The organism is Sanguibacter sp. Leaf3 (genome assembly GCF_001425965.1).
Classification (GTDB): domain Bacteria; phylum Actinomycetota; class Actinomycetes; order Actinomycetales; family Cellulomonadaceae; genus Sanguibacter; species Sanguibacter inulinus.
In genome coordinates this window covers 196,576-214,168 of the sequence record NZ_LMRH01000003.1, presented here as the reverse complement: position 1 = coordinate 214,168, position 17,593 = coordinate 196,576, and the positions used below count along the sequence as shown (strand labels likewise).

The 17,593-nt window shown below is 72.4% G+C and carries 16 protein-coding genes and 1 riboswitch; of the genes, 9 read left to right on the top strand and 7 right to left on the bottom strand.

From position 1 onward, the window contains the following. Nucleotides 1-7 precede the first annotated feature (7 nt). Nucleotides 8-523 (bottom strand): MarR family winged helix-turn-helix transcriptional regulator, encoded by a 516-nt coding sequence (locus ASG53_RS14380; protein WP_056134838.1) that lies wholly within the window; start codon nt 521-523, stop codon nt 8-10. Between the two features lie 143 nt (nt 524-666). Between ASG53_RS14380 and ASG53_RS14375 the strand changes: the two genes are divergently transcribed. Beyond that, nucleotides 667-2,118 carry an MFS transporter gene (locus tag ASG53_RS14375; protein WP_056134835.1) on the top strand — a complete coding sequence of 484 codons (1,452 nt, stop codon included), beginning with the start codon at nt 667-669 and terminating at the stop codon, nt 2,116-2,118. A gap of 238 nt (nt 2,119-2,356) precedes the next feature. Here the strand turns inward: ASG53_RS14375 and ASG53_RS14370 are convergent, their stop codons facing one another. Both ASG53_RS14370 and ASG53_RS14365 read right to left on the bottom strand, forming a co-directional pair. Further along, nucleotides 2,357-3,232 carry a hypothetical protein gene (locus tag ASG53_RS14370; RefSeq protein ID WP_156382820.1) on the bottom strand — a complete coding sequence of 292 codons (876 nt, stop codon included), beginning with the start codon at nt 3,230-3,232 and terminating at the stop codon, nt 2,357-2,359. 55 nt (nt 3,233-3,287) lie between these two features. Next, complete coding sequence (locus tag ASG53_RS14365) at nt 3,288-4,499, bottom strand: MFS transporter (protein WP_056134830.1); 1,212 nt, start codon at nt 4,497-4,499, stop codon at nt 3,288-3,290. 166 nt (nt 4,500-4,665) lie between these two features. Here ASG53_RS14365 and ASG53_RS14360 point away from each other — a divergent pair, with 166 nt between their 5' ends. Next, entirely contained in the window at nt 4,666-5,121 is a 456-nt protein-coding gene (locus ASG53_RS14360; RefSeq protein ID WP_056134827.1) for a MarR family winged helix-turn-helix transcriptional regulator, read from the top strand. 100 nt (nt 5,122-5,221) lie between these two features. On the opposite strand, the gene ASG53_RS14355 is transcribed toward ASG53_RS14360, so the two are convergent. From ASG53_RS14355 to ASG53_RS14345, 3 genes are all read right to left on the bottom strand, one after another. Beyond that, complete coding sequence (locus tag ASG53_RS14355) at nt 5,222-6,154, bottom strand: ROK family protein (RefSeq protein WP_056134825.1); 933 nt, start codon at nt 6,152-6,154, stop codon at nt 5,222-5,224. Then, nucleotides 6,151-6,933 (bottom strand): glucosamine-6-phosphate deaminase, encoded by a 783-nt coding sequence (nagB, locus tag ASG53_RS14350; RefSeq protein WP_056134822.1) that lies wholly within the window; start codon nt 6,931-6,933, stop codon nt 6,151-6,153. The genes ASG53_RS14355 and nagB overlap by 4 nt, the downstream gene beginning before the upstream one ends. A gap of 69 nt (nt 6,934-7,002) precedes the next feature. Continuing rightward, nucleotides 7,003-8,160: an ROK family transcriptional regulator gene (locus ASG53_RS14345; protein WP_056134819.1), complete on the bottom strand. Its 1,158-nt coding sequence runs from the start codon at nt 8,158-8,160 to the stop codon at nt 7,003-7,005. Nucleotides 8,161-8,249: 89 nt separating this feature from the next. Here ASG53_RS14345 and ASG53_RS14340 point away from each other — a divergent pair, with 89 nt between their 5' ends. Continuing rightward, nucleotides 8,250-9,671: a family 20 glycosylhydrolase gene (locus ASG53_RS14340; RefSeq protein WP_056134817.1), complete on the top strand. Its 1,422-nt coding sequence runs from the start codon at nt 8,250-8,252 to the stop codon at nt 9,669-9,671. On the opposite strand, the gene nagA is transcribed toward ASG53_RS14340, so the two are convergent. Beyond that, nucleotides 9,648-10,862 (bottom strand): N-acetylglucosamine-6-phosphate deacetylase, encoded by a 1,215-nt coding sequence (nagA, locus tag ASG53_RS14335; RefSeq protein WP_056134814.1) that lies wholly within the window; start codon nt 10,860-10,862, stop codon nt 9,648-9,650. The genes ASG53_RS14340 and nagA overlap by 24 nt on opposite strands. 148 nt (nt 10,863-11,010) lie before the next feature. On the opposite strand from nagA, the gene ASG53_RS14330 reads away from it, so the two are divergent. The 6 genes from ASG53_RS14330 (at nt 11,011) to metE (ending at nt 17,481) form a co-directional block, all read left to right on the top strand. Beyond that, nucleotides 11,011-11,784 carry a helix-turn-helix transcriptional regulator gene (locus tag ASG53_RS14330; protein ID WP_056134812.1) on the top strand — a complete coding sequence of 258 codons (774 nt, stop codon included), beginning with the start codon at nt 11,011-11,013 and terminating at the stop codon, nt 11,782-11,784. 179 nt (nt 11,785-11,963) lie between these two features. Continuing rightward, complete coding sequence (locus ASG53_RS14325) at nt 11,964-12,530, top strand: hypothetical protein (RefSeq protein ID WP_235533950.1); 567 nt, start codon at nt 11,964-11,966, stop codon at nt 12,528-12,530. Continuing rightward, entirely contained in the window at nt 12,527-13,288 is a 762-nt protein-coding gene (locus ASG53_RS14320) for a glycosyltransferase family 2 protein (protein ID WP_235533949.1), read from the top strand. Before ASG53_RS14325 ends, ASG53_RS14320 begins: the two co-directional genes overlap by 4 nt. Before the next feature lie 32 nt (nt 13,289-13,320). Further along, entirely contained in the window at nt 13,321-13,860 is a 540-nt protein-coding gene (locus tag ASG53_RS14315) for a PH domain-containing protein (protein WP_056134809.1), read from the top strand. A 66-nt stretch (nt 13,861-13,926) separates the two neighbouring features. After that, nucleotides 13,927-14,032, top strand: a riboswitch (SAM riboswitch). Nucleotides 14,033-14,038: 6 nt separating this feature from the next. Further along, the gene (locus tag ASG53_RS14310) at nt 14,039-15,109 is read left to right on the top strand and encodes a methylenetetrahydrofolate reductase (protein WP_056134805.1); all 1,071 of its coding nucleotides are present in this window, start codon (nt 14,039-14,041) and stop codon (nt 15,107-15,109) included. An 11-nt stretch (nt 15,110-15,120) separates the two neighbouring features. Continuing rightward, entirely contained in the window at nt 15,121-17,481 is a 2,361-nt protein-coding gene (gene metE / locus ASG53_RS14305; RefSeq protein ID WP_056134802.1) for a 5-methyltetrahydropteroyltriglutamate--homocysteine S-methyltransferase, read from the top strand. Nucleotides 17,482-17,593 lie beyond the last annotated feature (112 nt).

The following is a 17,593-nucleotide window of genomic DNA, read 5'->3' as shown; positions in this document are numbered from 1 at the left end:
GTCCACCCTAGGCGTCAGATCCGTCCGCGTCGCGCGGCTGTCCGTCGTCCGGACGCGTCGTCGCATCACCCGGGCGGGGCCACGGGCGCCCCTCGAGGGCCTCGATGCCCCGGTTGAAGCGCTCGAGCATCCGCGCGAAGTCGGCGGCCTCGTCCTCGGTCCAGCCCGCCATGACCCTGCCGAGCGACTCGACGGTCCTGTCGCGCGCGTAGGCGAGCCTGGCGGCACCCTCGGAGGTCATCGCGAGCTTGCGCGCCATCCCGCCGTCAGGGTCGGGGATCCGTTCGATGAGGCCGGCCTTGAGCATCGCGGCGGTCTGCCGGTTGACGGTCGAGGTGTCGAGGCCGAGGGCTGCGCTCAGCTCGCCGATCGACAGCGGTCCGTCGAGGTCGATCCGGGTCAGCACGACGTAGGCGCTGCGGTCGACCTTCTTGTGCGCGTCAGCCTTCCGGGGTCCGTCGAAGATGCTGTGCCTGTTGAGCAGCACCATCTCGAGCTCGATCAGCCGCGCGGGCTCCACCATGGGACTCGGCCATCCTCTCCTCGGTCCGTGGCGCCGTGCGACGGACCTGCAATATGCATGTTACATGTCGTGTGTATAGTGCACATCGAGCACGGCGACACCCGCCGGGCGCACAGCACCACCCGACGACAGGACCTCACCCGATGAGCGAGACCACCCCGAGCCCGAGCGCACGCCCCGGCATCATCATCGCGACGCTGGCACTGGCTGGCATCGTAGCCGCGCTCATGCAGACGCTCGTCGTCCCGCTGATCGGCGACCTCCCCACCCTGCTCTGGGCGTCGGCCTCGAGCACCACGTGGGTCATCACCGTCACGCTGCTCACGGCGGCCATCGCGACCCCCGTCGCCGGGCGTCTCGGCGACATGTACGGCAAGAAGCGCCTCATCCTCGCCTGCACGGCGCCGCTCGTCCTGGGTTCCGTCGTGTGCGCGCTGTCGTCCTCCGTGGTGCCGATGGTCGCCGGTCGTGGGCTCCAGGGGCTCGGCATGGGGATCGTGCCGCTCGGCATCAGCCTGCTCCGCGACGTCCTGCCCGCCCAGCGCGTCGGCTCGGCCATCGCGCTGATGAGCGCCTCCATGGGTGTGGGCGGAGCCCTCGGCCTGCCGTTCTCCGCGGCGATCGCCGAGAACGGCAGCTGGCGCACGCTCTTCTGGGTGGCCGCAGGCCTCTCGCTCGTGGTGGCCGGCATGGTCGTCGCCTTCGTGCCGCAGGGTGTCGCCAGGGTCCGCCCCGGACGCTTCGACCTCGTCGGTGCCCTCGGCCTGGGCGCCGGGCTCGTCGCGCTCCTGCTCGCGATCTCGCGCGGATCCGACTGGGGCTGGGCGAGCGGCACCACGATCTCGCTGTTCGTCGGCGCGGTCGTCGTGCTCCTCGTGTGGGGCTGGTGGGAGCTGCGTACCCGCGACCCGCTCGTCGACCTCCGCGTGACCGCCCGTCCCCAGGTGCTCATGACCAACCTCGCGTCGGTCCTCGTCGGCTTCGCCATGTACGCGCAGTCCCTCGTGCTGCCCCAGCTGCTCCAGCTCCCCGTCGAGACGGGCTTCGGCCTCGGCCAGTCGATGATCGCGATGGGGCTCTGGATGGCTCCGGCCGGTCTCATGATGATGGCGATCGCCCCCGTGGGAGCGAAGCTCTCCGCCACCCGCGGCCCCAAGACCACGCTCGCCCTCGGCGCCCTGGTCATCGCCCTCGGGTACGCCTCGTCCATGCTGCTGCTCGGCTCGACCTGGGGCGTCCTGGTCGTCACCCTCGTGTGCAACAGCGGTGTCGGCCTCGCCTACGGCGCGATGCCCGCCCTCATCATGTCGGCCGTGCCGCAGGACGAGACCGCGGCGGCCAACAGCTTCAACGCCCTCATGCGCTCGATCGGCTCATCGGTCGCCGCCGCGATCATGGGCATGATCCTCGCCCACATGACGATGGACTTCGGCGGCACGGCCCTCCCGACCGAGACGGGCTTCCGGACAGCGCTGCTCATCGGAGCCGGTGTGGGCCTGGCAGCGTCGGTCGTCGCCTTCCTCATCCCTGTGCGCCGGGCGAACGCCACCGGCGAGCCCGAGCAGGCCGTCGAGAAGGTCACCCAGGCGGCCTGAGGCAAAGCCTCAGCAGCGCCCTCCTTGCACCCCACACTCCACCCCGGGCACCCCAAGTCGCACCCCGACCCTCGAGGTCGTACGGACACGCCAGATCTTCGCCGAAAGTCAGTCTCTTCGGCGTGTCTGTACGACCTCGAGGAAGTTCAGACGACCTCGCCGCATGGTTGGCGATGTCCACGACGTCCGTCACGTCGCGATGACACGACGTCTCGACGCAGCACGAGGACGCGCCCGCTCAGGACGTCGGCTCGACCAGCCCGCCGTCGCCGGCGACCAGGTCACCGCACGAGACCTCCTGGGCTGTCGTGACGACGGGGTCCGTCGCCGCGGCACCCTGGGCCACGACCTCGACAGCCCCGTTGGTCGCAACCTCGCCCGCAGAGTCCAGGTCGACGAGGGTCCTGGTGACCGTCCAGCCGTCGCCCTCCTCGGTCGCGAGCAGACCGGCGAGGTGCAGCACGCCGTCGACGTCGGTGCACCCGACCCCTGTCCCCTGGTCGCCGAAGCCGCGGTCGAACACGTAGGGCTGGCCGCCCTGGTCGACGGTCTGCGTCACGGCGCACCCGTCGAGGGAGAACAGCTGCGCCTGCCGTCCGAGGTCCACGAGGGCGATCGGCGTGAGGTCGGCGCCCACGGTGTTCACCACGGCCGACGCACCGATCGGGCTCGCGGAGTCGATCGGTGCCGAGAAGGTCGCCCCCGAGGCTGTCGTGATGCCGAAGGTCCGCTCAGCCCCGGCGGTGATCCACGCGGTGTCGGCACGCCCGTCACCGTCCACGTCCACGACCTCGCTGATCGCGGCACCGTCCGGGATCCCGCCGTCGGTCGCGGGGCACCCCTCACCCACGCCGGTGCTCGGCGCGGGCTCTCCGGTCGCGCTGGCGGACGGGGCCGGGGTCGTCGCGGGGTCTGAGGCAGCGGCGCTCGTGGTCGCCGACGGAGCCGGGGCCGACGACGTCGCGCCGCCCCCGCCGTCGTCGTCAGAGCTGCAGCCTGCGAGGAGCAGACCCGCCGCGGTGAGCGCGGCGGTGACGGCGAGGGACCTGCGGTGCACCGCAGACCCAGGACGCTGACGGACGGGACGGACCGGGGCGATGAGAGAAGTACGCACGTCTTCGGTCTATCACCCCAGCCCAGACCCCGCACCCGAAGGCCCGAGCGCCGGCTCAGCCGACCTCGACCTGCGCCGCCCGCGCAGACGCCTGCACCTTCCTGGCACCGTCGCCGTCCTGACCGCGACGCTCGAGCCCCGTCGCGACCAGGAGCGCGACAAGAGCCACGAGCGTGATCCCGGCCCCCGCCCACAGCGGTGACAGGTACCCCAGACCCGCACCGATCGTCAGGCCGCCGACCCACGCCCCGAGGGCGTTGCCGATGTTGAAGGCCGCGATGTTGGCTGCCGACGCCATGGTCGGCGCACCTGCGGCGTGGCCCATGATCCGCAGCTGGAGCCCGGGGACCGTCGCGAAGCCGAAGGCCCCCATGAAGAACAGCGACACGACAGTCACGACCTGGCTGGTCGCCGTGAGCGCGAAGACCGCGAGGACGACTGTGAGCACGGCGAGCAGGACCAGCAGGGTCCGCGTGATCGACCGGTCCGCGGCCTTGCCGCCGAGGTAGTTGCCGACGAACAGCCCGGAGCCGAAGACCACCAGCAACCACGGCACGGTGCTCGACGCGAAGCCGGAGACCTCGGTGAGCGTGTAGGCGATGTAGGTGAAGCCGCCGAACATGCCGCCGAAGCCGAGCACCGTCACGAGGATCGACCACCACACCTGCGGCTCGCGGAAGGCTCGGAGCTCGGCTCGCAGCCGCGGCGGCACGGCGTCGTCGGCGGTCGCGGGGACGAGCGCGACGATCCCGACGAGGGCGACCACGCCGATCACGGTGATGGCCCAGAAGGTCGAGCGCCAGCCGAGCTGCTGCCCGAGGAAGGTCCCGAAGGGGACCCCCAGCACGTTGGCCGAGGTGAGCCCTGCGAACATCATCGCGATCGCCCCCGCACGGCGGTCCGGGGCGACCATGCTGGTCGCCACGACGGCCCCGATGCCGAAGAAGGCCCCGTGGCACAGTGCGGCGAGGATGCGCCCTGCGAGCAGCAGCTCGTAGGTGGGCGCGAGCGCCGAGAGCAGGTTCCCGGCGATGAACAGGCCCATCAGCCCGACGAGGACCTTCTTGCGGTCGAGCCGGATCACCGCCGCGGTGAGGCCGATCGCCCCCACGGCGACGGCGATCGCGTAGCCGGAGATGAGATACCCGGCGACGGTCTCGGTGACCGCGAAGTCCGCGGCGACCTCGGGCAGCAGCCCCATGATGACGAACTCGGTGAGCCCGATGCCGAACCCTCCGACGGCGAGCGCGAGCAGACCTAGTGGCACAGGGCCCCTCCTTCAGACGAGGACGAGAGGGGTCCACCAGACGGTGCACGAGGCGATACCCCGCGTCCGCACTAGTTGCAGACGCGTTCTAGATAGTTGCACGCGCGCACATTCGACGCAAGCCTTAGACTGGAGGGGTCGCCCACCCCCCGACTGAGGAGACGCCATGGGAATCGCCGACGACGCCGTCGAGATCCGCGCCGAGGGCTGGCGCACGCTCGCCGCCCTGCACGGCATCATCGAGTCCAGGCTCGAGCGCGCCCTGGCTGAGGAGCACCGCATCTCGGTCGTCGAGTACACGGTCCTCGACGCGCTCTCCCGCCAGCACGGTTGGCACATGCGCATGCAGCAGCTCGCCCGCGCGGCGGCGCTCAGCGCGAGCGCGACCACGCGCCTGGTCAACAGGCTCGAGGAGCGCGGCCTGCTCACGCGCATCCTCTGCCAGGACGACCGTCGAGGCATCTACACCGAGCTCACCCCGGCAGGCGAGGCGCTCCTGCGCCAGGCGCGCCCGACCCACGACGCCGCCCTCGCCGAGGCTCTCGAGACGGCTCAGCAGACCCCCGAGGTCGCGCCGCTCGTCGAGGCCCTCGCCGGGCTCCCGGTCCTCAGCCGCACCTGAGCGCGCGCCACGGCAGGACGCTCCCCGCACGGCTGGGCACGGCCACGCACGCCGGGCGGACCGGGCAGGTCCCCGGAGGGACCCCGCCCCGTCCGCCCTCTCAGACCAGCTGTCGACGCTCGATCGCGTCGAAGGTCGCCAGCCCAGACCCCAGCACCCCGGCACGCTGACCGAGCGAGGCTGTGACGATCTCCGGCACAGCGGCGACGTGCGACAGGACGTCGAGCCGCGACCTCAGCGCGTCGACCAGCACGGCCCCCGACGCCGAGAGCCCCCCGCCGAGCACGACCCGAGCGGGCGAGAGCAGCGTGATCGGCCCGAGCAGCCCGTGCGCGAGCCAGTCCATCGCCTCAGCCCACACGCCGTCTGCCCGCGGGTCGGAGCCGAGCGCTGTGACGACGTCGAGCGACGTCGCGTCAGGGTCCCCGGTGAGCGCGCCGTAGGCCCGACCGATCGCCCGTGCCGAGGCGTACATCTCGAGGCAGCCCGTCTGCCCGCAGGGGCAGGGACGACCGCCCTGCTGGACAGGGATGTGGCCGATCTCGCCGGCCTGGTGCAGACCGCCGGAGACGACCTCACCACCGGCCACGACGAGCGCGGCCATGCCCGTGCCGATGAAGACGGCGAGCAGGTCCGAGGCCCCGGCACCCGCACCGAGCCTGTGCTCGGCCACACCCGCGGCCGTGACGTCGTGGTGCAGGACCACGTCGAGCCCGAGCAGCGCGGAGAGCCTCGCGGCGACGGGCTCGTCGGCCCACCCGAGGTTGCTCGCGAGCCGCACGACACCCGTCGGGCCCTCGATGATCCCGGGGACCGCGAGCCCCACGGCGCACACCCGCGACCTGTCGACGTCCGACAGCCCGGCCAGCAGGAGCCTGCACAGCGAGGCGATGGTCGCGATCGTCGCCTCGCCGTCGCGCTCGGGCGTCGGGAGGTCGGCCCGCACGAGCGGCGCCCCCAGGCGCGCGTCGAGCACCTCACCCCGCGCGTTCGTCCCCCCGATGTCGAGCGCGAGGACGAGCCCCTGGTTCACAGACCCTGCCAGGCAGGCTTGTGCGCGTAGGCGTGACGGTAGTAGTCCGTCAGACGCAGCCCGGCGGCCGCGTCCTCGTCGAGCAGGACCGTGACGTGGGGGTGCATCTGGGTCACGGAACCCGGGCAGAGCTGGCTGACGGGACCCTCGACCATCGCGGCGACGGCCTCGGCCTTGCCCGCGCCGGTCGCGACGAGCACGAGGTGGCGGGCCTCCATGATCGTCCCGAGGCCCTGGGTCAGCACGTGGTACGGCACGTCGTCGACGTGGTCGAAGAACCGCGCGTTGTCCTGCCGGGTCTGCTCGGTGAGGGTCTTGAGACGGGTGCGCGAGGCGAGCGACGAGCCCGGCTCGTTGAAGGCGATGTGCCCGTCCGACCCGATACCGAGCAGCTGGAGGTCGACGCCGCCGGCCGCGCGGATCGCCTCGTCGTAGCGCGGGCCGGCCGAGGCGATGTCGTCCGCCCCGCCGTCAGGGCCCTGCACGCGGGACTCGTCGATGTCGACGAGCCCTGTGAGCTCGCGCCGGATCACCTCGCGGTAGGACTCGGGGTGGCCGTGCGGCAGACCCACGTACTCGTCGAGCAGGAACGCCCGGGCGTGCGCGAGGCTCAGCCCCTCCTCCGTGTGCCGCCGGACGAGCTCGCGGTACACGGGCAGGGGTGACGAGCCTGTCGCCAGGCCGAGAACGGGTGCCTCGTGGGTGCGCAGCAGGTCCTCGATCGCGTCGCCCACCACCGTGGCGATCTCGTCTGCGCTCTTCAGGATGACGATCTCCATGAAGGGTCCTTCCGTCGTGCATCGGTGCGGCGCGTCGGCGTCGCGGTCGGTGGGGGGTGTCTGTGGGGGCTACGACAGCCCGAGCTCTCGGCCGAGCACGTGGGCCGCGGCGCCGGCGAGCACGCCGTCGTGCCCGAGGGCCGACATCCGCAGCCGCACGTGCTGGTCGCCGAAGGGCCGCGTCAGCGCGAGGACCGTGGACTCGGCGGCCTGGAGCAGCGGACCGTTGAGCAGCTCGTCCGGGCCGGAGAGCACGACGTCACGCAGCCCGAGGGCCTGGGTGACGGGTGCGAGGATCTTGCCGAGCTGACGACCGGCAGCCGCCAGGACCCCGGCGGCCTCGGCCTCGCTGAGCCCGTCGATGCGTGCCCGCAGCCGAGGCGCGGAGACGAGGGCCTCGAGGCAGCCGCGGCGTCCGCACGAGCACTCCGGGCCGTCGGCGAGCACGTTGACGTGCCCGATCTCGCCCGCCGTGCCGTCAGGTCCGCGCAGCAGCGCACCGTCGACGAGGATGCCCGCGCCGACACCGTGGCCGATCTCGACCAGCAGCAGCCCGTCGCCCGACCCCTCGCCGAAGGTGTCCTCCGCGAGCGCCGCGGTGTCGGCGTCGTTCGCGACGTAGGTGGGGTGGCCGAGCGCCTCTTCGATCTCGGTCCGCAGGTCGAGGTTGGTCCAGCCGAGGTTGGGCGCGCGTCGGACGACCCCGTCGAGGTCGACGACCCCCGGTGTGCCGACGCCGATGCCGAGCACACGACCGGGTGCGGTCTCGACGAGGCGGCGGGCGAGCGCGATCGTCTTGTCGACGGCCGCCTGGCCCACGGCGCCGTCGAGGTCGACCTCGGTCGTCTTGACGCGGGTACCGGCCAGGTCGACGAGGGCGCCGCGCAGGACGGTGTCGTCGGAGAGGTCCAGGCACACGGCGTAGCCCCCGGCGACGTTGACGCCGACGAGGGTCGCGGGCTTGCCCATGTGGGTCCCGGGGCGGACACCGAGCTCGAGGACGAGACCTGCCTCGAGGAGGTCGCTCACCACGTCGGAGACGGTCACGCGCGCGAGCCCGGTCATGCGTGCGAGGTCTGCCCGGCTGTAGGAGCCGTCCTCGAAGAGGTGCTGGAGGATCAGAGACCTGTGGTGCTTGCGGGCGTCAGACGGCAGGAGCTTGCCGGGCGCCGAGCCCGACCTCGCCGTCGGGCGGCGGGTCTCGGCGGATGCGGGGTTGCGTGCCATAATACTAAGTACACCTTACATACTTAGTCGCTGTCAATCGCTCTCCGGCGACTGGTCCACCAGCCCTCTCGACGTCCTGAGGTGACATCGTGACCCTTCCTCTCATCCCTGCTCCGCAGTCCTCCATCCTCCGGGTCGGGCCCGGCGAACCGCTCACAGCGTCGCACGTCGACGCCCTCGCCGACGCCCTCACCCCCTGGGCCCCGCGCGCCGCAGCCGCCGCGCGGCAGACCCTCGCCGACCTCCCCCGCACGACAGGCGGCACAGTCGACGTGATGGTCAGCGCGACCCTGGACCCGTCCCTCACCGACGAGGGCTACACGCTCGACCTCGCAGCAGGTTCCTGGGCCCTCACCGCGGCCGACGAGGCCGGGGCCTTCTGGGCGGTCCAGTCGCTCGCCCAGCTGCTCCGGGACGGCGCCGTCCCCGACCTGCAGATCTCCGACGCCCCCGCCTACCCGGTCCGCGGCATGATGCTCGACATCGCCCGCTTCTACTTCGGCCCGGACGAGATCCGCCGGGTGATCGACCTCGCGGCCTCGTACAGGCTCAACCAGCTGCACCTGCACCTCAGCGACGACCAGGGCTGGCGTCTGGAGATCCCGAGCCGCCCGCTGCTGACGAAGATGTCCGCGGCCCAGGACGTCGCCGGCGGCCAGGGCGGCTACCTCACGCTCGAGGACTACGAGCAGCTCCAGCGCTACGCCCTCGACCGCCACGTGGTGATCGTGCCCGAGGTCGACCTGCCCGGCCACACCCACGCCGCGCAGGTGGCCTACCCCGAGATCTCACCCGACGGGGCCGAGCGCGAGCCCTACATCGGCACAGAGGTGGGCTTCAGCTCGCTGCACCTCACGTCCGACGAGGCGTGGGACTTCGTCGACGACATCGTCGCGACCCTCGCCGAGCACACCCTCGGCGAGTACGTCCACCTCGGCGGCGACGAGTCGCTGACCCTCACGCGCGAGCAGTACGTCACGTACATGGAGCGCCTCGGGGCCGTCGCCGAGAAGCACGGCACCAAGGCCGTCTTCTGGCAGGAGGCGGCCGGCGCTGCGCTCCCGCCGGGGACGCGCCTGCAGTACTGGACCTCGCAGATCGAGACCGACCACATCGCGCAGGTCGCCCGCGACCACGACGTCACCTTCATCGCCTCCCCCGCGACCCGGGCCTACCTGGACCAGAAGTACACGGCCGACTTCCCGCTCGGTCTCACCTGGGCGGCGATCGTCGACGTGCGCGAGGCCTACGACTGGGACCCTGTCGCCGAGCTCCCAGGTGTCCCCGCGGAGTCGGTCGTCGGCGTCGAGGCCTGCCTGTGGACCGAGACACCGCGGTCCTTCGACGACCTCACCATGCTGGTCCTGCCGCGCCTGCCGGCGGTCGCCTCGGTGGCCTGGGGCTCCCCGAAGGACTACCCGGCCTTCGCGTCGGCCCTCGCCCAGCACGGGCACTGGTGGGACGCCGACGGTCTCGTCTTCTACCGCTCAGAGCAGGTCGACTGGACCTGACGCCTGGCCCGGCTCGCGCCGTCCGCCGTGCAGCACGGCCACCACGGTGAGTGCCCCGTCGAGGACGACGGCGTCGGCGCGAGCCCCGGGCTCCAGATGACCGACGTCGGTCCGGCCCAGGACCCGGGCCGGCGTCGTCGTCAGCGCCGCGAGCGCGTCCTCGAGCGGGACACCTGCGGCGACCGCACCGCGGAGCGCGACGTCGAGGGTGAGGGTGCTGCCGGCGATCGACCCGCCCTCGCGCAGGCGCGCCACCCCGTCGACCACGTCGACGACGAGCGACCCCAGCAGGTACTCGCCGTCGGCCACCCCTGTCGCCGACATCGCGTCGGTGACCAGGACGGTCCGGCCCACCCCTGCTGAGCGTGCCGCGTGCTGGACCGTGAGCGGGTGCAGGTGCACACCGTCGGCGATGAGCTCGACCGCCACGCGCGGGTCTTCGAGCAGCGCGAGGACAGGCCCGGGCACCCTGTGGTGCACGGGCAGCATCGCGTTGAACAGGTGCGTCGCGAGCGTGACCCCGGCGTCGACGGCAGCCGTCGCCGTCGCGGCGTCGGCGTCGGTGTGACCGATGGCCGCCACGGCCCCGGCCTCGACGATCCTGCGGACGGCGTCGAGACCGCCCGGCAGCTCGGGCGCGATCGTCACGACCTTGACGACCCCGGGCCGGGCGCCGAGCAGAGAGTCGACGTCCGCGAGCGCGGGCTCACGCAGGAGGGTCGGCTCGTGGGCGCCCTTGTGCAGGGGGCTCAGCCACGGGCCCTCGAGGTGGACCCCGGCGATCTCGCCGCTCTCGACGAGGGGGGCCAGTCCGACGATCGCGTCGCGGAGGGCCGGCAGGGGCGCTGTGACCAGGCTCGCGACGATCGTCGTGGTGCCGTGGGCCCTGTGCGTCGCGGCGACCTTCCGGGCGCTCGCAAGGAGGTCCGGTCCGTCGCCGAAGGACGCACCTCCGCCCCCGTGGCAGTGGACGTCGACGAAGCCGGGGACGAGCGTCGCCTCGCCGAAGTCGACGTGCTCGGCCGAGGCCCACGCGGCGTCCGGCTCACCCTCGCCGACGGCGACCACGAGGCCCTGGTCGACGACCATCCAGCCGGGGCTCAGGGTCCTGCGCCCCGTGCGCAGGGAAGCGGCCGAGTACACGGTCGGGGACAGTGCACCGGGGACGGCTGGGGCGGGGGCGCTCGACATGCCCTCACCCTAGCGACACCGCACGTCCTCGCTTCCAGGACCGGCTGCCCGTCGAGGGCCCCCGACCCGTTCTCCTGGGCCGCTGAGAGCCGCTGAGGTGTGGGATACCCTCGGTCCAGAGACTGTGTCGGCGGAGGGGGGGACAACCGTGTCACCGGGACACGATGCACTGCCCTCGCCCGACGGCGTCCCACCGCCGACCGGTGCGCTCCCGACTCTCGACGGTCCCCCCGGGTCGGTCTTCTCGGGGTCCGGGGTCGAGACCCTCACGGCGACCCAGACCATCTTCGACCTGCTCTCCGAGCTCATCGCGACCTCGACCACCAGCCTGTGGGGCGCGCACCCCGGGGCCGGCTTCGGCGCAGACCACATCGACACGTGGTGGGGGCCGGTGTCCGAGATGGCCGGCCGCGACGTCGAGGTCCGCACGATGCTCCAGCACAGCACCCGCACCCAGACCGCCACGCAGAGCTATGCCGCGCTCGCCCTCCCCGCCGGGGTGCTGATCCGCACGGTCCCGATGATCCCCGCGCGCACCCTGATCTTCGACGGCGTCGTCGCGATGGCGACACGCTTCGTCGAGGGCCGCTCGGCCGGTGCCCTCGTGATCCACGAACCGGGTCTCGTCGCGTACCTGGAGCGCGGGTACGACGCCGAGTGGGCGCTCGCTCAGGACTTCCCGGCGCTCGTCGACGCCGAGGGGCGTCCTGTCGAGATCGACCAGACCGCACGGACCGTGCTCGCGCTGCTCGCCGACGGCCACAAGGACGAGGTCGTCGCCCGCCGGCTCGGGTGCTCGGTCCGCACGGCGCGCCGGCACATCTCCTCGCTCATGGAGCTGCTCGAGTCGGGCAGCCGGTTCCAGGCCGGGGCACGAGCCGCCCAGGCCGGCCTGCTCGACCGAGACGCCCCGTTCGACTGACACGCTCAGGCGGCTGGCACGCTCAGCCCGGCTGGCACGCTCAGCCCGGCCGGCACGCTCAGCCCGACCGCCCGCTCCGCTCCTCAGGCACGCGGATCGGGCGTCGTCGAGGCCTCCCGTCAGCAGCGTCCACACGTCTCACCCGGCGCAGGACGGTCCCGCTGCCTAGAGTCGTCCGCGTGACCCCAGCCGACGCGCCCCCGCGGACCTCCCCCGCCGTCATCGCGGGGGACGTGGTCCGTGCGCTCGTCGCCGTGAGCATCGTCGTCGGCACTGTCCTCTACGGCCCTGTCGGCGCGGCGCTGCTGTCCCTCGTCCTGCTGGGCTCGGTCGTCCCGCGCGCCCTCGGCCTGCACGGCTACGGCGACCCGGCTCTCGGCCTGGTGCTCTCGGCTGCTGCATGGTCCGGGCTCCTCGACCTCTACGAGGCGGTGCCGTGGCTCGACCTCGTGATGCACCTGGTCGCCACAGCGGCCCTCGCGGCGCTCGTCTGGCTCGTCCTTCGCCGCACAGGCGCTGTCTCCGGTCCCGGCGAGGAGTCGCTGCGCCGCCCGAGGCTCGGCGTCGTCGTCTCGGTGACGGGGCTCGGCTCCCTGCTGGCGCTGCTGTGGGAGATCGGCGAGTGGGCCGGCGCGACCTACGTCGACGGCTCGATCAACGTCGGCTACACGGACACTGTCTCCGACCTCGCCGTCGGCACCCTCGGGGCCCTCGTCGCAGGCCTCGTCCTCGCGAGGCGCTCGTGACCCGCCGGCCCGGTGCTGCGGACATCACCGTCGTGGTCCCCGCGCGGGACGACGCGGCGCACCTCGCGCGGTGCCTCGACGCGCTCGCACGCCAGTCGCACCCGCCCTTCGAGGTGGTCGTCGTCGACAACGCCTCGACCGACACGACTGCCGAGGTCGCGCGGGCGGCCGGTGCTCGGGTCGTCCACGAGGACCGCGTCGGCATCCCGGCTGCGGCGTCCCGGGGCTACGACGCCGTCGAGGGCGGGATCATCGCGCGGTGCGACGCGGACAGCCTGCCCCCGGGCGACTGGCTCGCGCGGATCGCGTCGGTCTTCGACGCCGACCCGACGCTCAGCGCGGTGACGGGCGCCGGGACCTTCTACGACCTCCCGCCCGTGCGCGGCCACCTCGCGCGCGTCTTCTACATGCGCGGGTACTTCTGGGGGATGCGCGCGGCCGTCGCGAACGTGCCGCTGTGGGGCTCGAACATGGCGCTGCGCGTCTCGGCGTGGCACGGCGTGAGGCACCTGGTGCACAGGGACGACCCGCAGGTGCACGACGACACCGACCTGAGCTTCCAGCTCGGCAGCTCGGCGCGCGTCAGGTACGACCGCGCGCTGACCGTCGGGGTCTCCGGCAGGACCTTCCAGTCACCGGCGAGCCTGGCCCGCAGGTTCCGCTGGGCCCGACGCACCCTCGAGGTGAACTGGGCCGTCAGCCCGCCGTGGGAGCGCTGGACGCACAGGATGCTCGATCCCGCTCCCGACCGGGGATAGTGCCGGCGGGCGAGCGGTGCGAAGATTCCGGCATGGGAATCCAGAGCACTCTCGCCGAGGGCGAGCACGTCGTCCTCAACCTCCGCACCCACGTCAAGGCGCTGTTCGGGGCGATCGCGCTCTTCGTCGTGCTCCTCGCGGCCGCGGTCGCCCTCGTCGTGCTGCTCCCGGAGAGCTCCGCGCGCGGCTGGATCCTGCTCGCGGGTGGTGTCGTGCTGCTCGTGGTGCTCGTCGGCTGGGTGCTGCTGCCCTTCCTGCGGTGGGTGACCTCGCGCTACACGGTGACCAACCGTCGGCTCATCACCCGCAGCGGCATCCTCACGCGCACGGGTCGGGACATCCCGCTCTACCGCATCAACGACGTGTCCTACGAGAAGAGCCTCACCGACCGCCTGCTCGGCTGCGGCACCCTCGTCATCTCGGACGCGACGGACAAGGCGGGGGTCACGCTGCACGACGTCCCGCGGGTCGAGCAGGTCCAGGTGGTCCTCCACGACCTGCTCTTCTCGGCCGACGACGGCTCGGACGACGGCGAGTTCCCGCCCCGCGAGCCGCGTCGCCGTCTTCGCTGACGAGACGCCCGTCTCACTCCTCGGGCAGAGCCTGGACCGCCTGGTGGATGCCGTCTAGATTCAGGGACACCATCCAGAGCGGTTGAGAGTCCTGGCTCGACGACACCGCAGCAACCCCCCACTATGGAAGCCTCCTGATGGGTGCGGGTGCTAACGCCAGGTCCGATGGAGTGAACTCATGACGGCTTCCGACGTCCCACCGACCCCCGCCGGGGGCAGCTCCGCGACCGCCCCGCCGGGGCGGCCCGCAGCGCGCCCGTCCCGGCAGCGCCCGACGATCTCCTTCGAGCTCATGCCGCCCCGCAACCCTGCCGCGGCGCCGAAGTTCTGGAGCACGGTCGACCACCTGATCGCCGCCAGGCCCGACTTCGTGTCGGTCACCTACGGCGCAGCAGGTGGGGACCGGACCACCGCGCAGACCGTCGTGAGGCGCATCCTCGAGCACGCCCCGGTGCTGCCGATCGCGCACCTCACCTGCGTCGGCGCCTCCCGCGACAACGTCGCCGAGGTGATCGACGAGTTCCTCGCCGAGGGTGTCCGCAGCTTCCTCGCGCTCCGCGGCGACCCCCCGCGCGACCAGCCCGACTGGGAGCCGCACCCCGAGGGCATCAACTCGAGCGACGAGCTCGTCGCACTGCTGCGCGAGGTCGAGGCCCAGCGCTGCGCGGACGACCCCTCCTCCGCCCTGCGCTCGGCCGCCCGTCCGCTGACCATCGCCGTCGCGACCTTCCTCGACGGCAACGCGGCAGCCGGCACCACGCGGTCGCAGGAGGTGCAGCGGCTGCTCGAGAAGCAGCAGGCCGGCGCCGACTTCGCGATCACCCAGCTGTTCTACGAGGCCGACAGCTATGTCGGCTTCGTGGACGAGGCCCGGCGCGCGGGAGTCACCCTCCCGATCCTCGCCGGCCTGCTCCCCATGACCGACCCAGCGCGCCTCGCTCGGGTCGAGACCCTCACGGGCGTCCCCGCCCCGAGGGCCCTCGTCCGCGACCTCGAGTCCCTCGCCGACCCCGCCGCGCGGCACGCCCGCGGCATCCGGGCGTCGGTCGAGCTGGCCGAGGCCGTCCTCGCAGCCGGAGCCCCGGGCCTGCACGTCTACACCTTCAACAAGCACGAAGCCGCACTAGACCTGCTCGAGGGCGTACACCTCGGCGGCGGACCAGCGCACCCGGCACCTGCCGACGCTGGTCCCGACCTGGCCAGCGGGCCGTGGGTCGGCGCATCCCAACCAACCGCAGCACTGATCTAGAGGGATGACCCATGACGACACGTACTGAGCTCAGCTCTATCCAGCAGAACCCGACCTTTGTCACATTCCCGGCGGCGACCATCCTCGGCTACCCCCGCATCGGACCGCGCCGCGAGCTCAAGAAGGCCGTCGAGTCCTTCTGGGCCGGCCGCATCGACGCCGACCAGCTCGAGGAGACCGCAGCCTCCCTGCGCAAGGCGACCCGCGACCGTCTCGTGGCGCTCGGCCTCTCCGCGACCGACGGCGCCGTGCCCGAGACCTTCTCCTACTACGACCAGGTGCTCGACACCGCTGTGACCGTCGGGGCCGTCCCGCCCCGTTTCGCGACGGCCGACGGCGACCTCGACCTCGCCGGGTACTTCCGCGCGGCACGCGGCGAGGGCGACGACGCCCCGCTCGAGATGACCAAGTGGTTCGACACCAACTACCACTACCTCGTCCCAGAGATCGGGCCGTCGACGGCCTTCCGCCTCGCCTCCGACCGCGTGGTCCGACAGCTCACCGAGGCGCTGGCCGACGGCGTGACGACCCGGCCCGTCCTCGTGGGACCGGTGACCTTCCTGCTGCTGAGCAAGGCCGCCGACGACGCCCCCGCGGGCTTCGAGCCGCTCTCGCGCCTCGCAGACCTGCTCCCCGTCTACGTCGAGCTGCTCCGCGCTCTCGCCGCCGCCGGAGCCACGTGGGTCCAGCTCGACGAGCCGGGCCTCGTGACCGACACGATCGACGTGCCGCTCGGCGACGTCCTGACCGCGGTCACCAAGGCGTACACGGTGCTCTCGACCGACCTCGCCCGCCCCGAGCGCCCGGCGATCCTGCTCGCCGCCCCCTTCGGCGACCTCCAGGAGGCGCTGCCCGTCGTCGCCGGGACCGACGTCGAGGCCCTCGCGATCGACCTCGTCAAGGGCTCCGCACCCACCTCGCCCGTCCGCGGCCTCGAGACCAAGACCCTCGTCGCCGGGGTCGTCGACGGCCACAACATCTGGCGCGCCGACCTCTCCGCGAGGCTCGAGGTGCTCGAGGCCCTCGAGGGCCTCGGCGCCGGGGCAGTCGCCGTCGGCACGTCGACGTCGCTCCAGCACGTCCCGCACGACGTGGCCGACGAGCCCACGCTCGACCCGACCCTCGCGACGTGGCTCGCCTTCGCCGACCAGAAGGTCACCGAGGTCGTCACCCTGGCAGAGGGCCTGCGCGAGGGCCGCGAGGCCGTGCACACCGAGCTGCTCGCCGCGAGCGAGGCCGCGGCCTCGCGGGCCACAGCCGCCGGCGTTGCCGTGGCCGCGGTCCGCGAGCGCACAGCCGCGCTGACCGAGGGCGACTTCCACCGCGGTCCGGCCCAGGAGCGTCGCGACGCCCAGCAGGAGCGCCTGAACCTGCCGCTGCTGCCGTCGACCACGATCGGCTCGTTCCCGCAGACCGTCGAGATCCGCAAGGCCCGTGCCGCGCACGCCAAGGGTGAGCTGTCCCTCGAGGCCTACGAAGACGCGATGCGCGCCGAGATCCAGCAGGTCGTCGAGCTGCAGGAGCGCATCGGCATCGACGTGCTGGTGCACGGCGAGGCCGAGCGCAACGACATGGTGCAGTACTTCGCCGAGCTGCTCGACGGCTTCGCCGTGACGCAGAACGGGTGGGTGCAGTCCTACGGCTCCCGCTGCACACGCCCGTCGATCCTCTGGGGAGACGTGTCGCGCCCGGCGCCGATGACGGTCCGCTGGACCGAGTACACGCAGTCGCTGACGTCAAAGCCCGTCAAGGGCATGCTCACCGGGCCGGTGACGATCATGGCCTGGTCCTTCGTCCGCGACGACATCCCGCTCGGCGAGACCGCCAACCAGATCGGTCTGGCCCTGCGCGACGAGATCGCCGACCTCGAGGCTGCGGGCATCGCGATCATCCAGGTCGACGAGCCTGCGCTGCGCGAGCTGCTCCCGCTGCGCCGCGCCGACCAGCCGGCGTACCTCGACTGGTCGGTCGGGTCCTTCACGCTGTCGACCGCGGGAGTCCGCCCGGACACCCAGATCCACACGCACCTGTGCTACTCGGAGTTCGGCGAGGTCATCGGCGCGATCGACGCCCTCGACGCCGACGTCACGTCGATCGAGGCGGCCCGCTCGCGGATGGAGATCTTGCCCGACCTCCAGGCCTCCGGGTTCTCCCGCGGGGTCGGTCCGGGTGTCTACGACATCCACTCGCCGCGCGTCCCGTCGCAGGAGGAGGTCACCGAGCTCCTCGAGCTCGCCGTGAAGTCCGTCGACCCGGCGCTGCTCTGGGTCAACCCGGACTGCGGTCTCAAGACCCGCGGCTACGCCGAGACGACCCCGTCCCTCGAGCACCTCGTGGGCGCGGCTCTCGCGGTACGCAACCAGCTGGGCTGATGGCAGCAGCGGTCGGCCGGCTGACAGCAGGAGCGTCGGCTGGCTGACCGCAACAGCGGTCGGCTGGCTGGCTGACTGCAGGAACGGCTGGCTGCAGGAAGGGATCCTCCTG

Coding starts and splice junctions, on each gene's coding strand:
- ASG53_RS14360 (WP_056134827.1), top strand. CDS start 4,666: ATGGGAATCGCCGACGACGCCGTCGAGATCCGCGCCGAGGGCTGGCGC.
- ASG53_RS14315 (WP_056134809.1), top strand. CDS start 13,321: ATGGGAATCCAGAGCACTCTCGCCGAGGGCGAGCACGTCGTCCTCAAC.
- nagB (WP_056134822.1), bottom strand. CDS start 6,933: ATGGAGATCGTCATCCTGAAGAGCGCAGACGAGATCGCCACGGTGGTG.
- metE (WP_056134802.1), top strand. CDS start 15,121: ATGACGACACGTACTGAGCTCAGCTCTATCCAGCAGAACCCGACCTTT.
- ASG53_RS14380 (WP_056134838.1), bottom strand. CDS start 523: ATGGTGGAGCCCGCGCGGCTGATCGAGCTCGAGATGGTGCTGCTCAAC.
- ASG53_RS14345 (WP_056134819.1), bottom strand. CDS start 8,160: ATGGCACGCAACCCCGCATCCGCCGAGACCCGCCGCCCGACGGCGAGG.
- ASG53_RS14310 (WP_056134805.1), top strand. CDS start 14,039: ATGACGGCTTCCGACGTCCCACCGACCCCCGCCGGGGGCAGCTCCGCG.
- nagA (WP_056134814.1), bottom strand. CDS start 10,862: ATGTCGAGCGCCCCCGCCCCAGCCGTCCCCGGTGCACTGTCCCCGACC.
- ASG53_RS14375 (WP_056134835.1), top strand. CDS start 667: ATGAGCGAGACCACCCCGAGCCCGAGCGCACGCCCCGGCATCATCATC.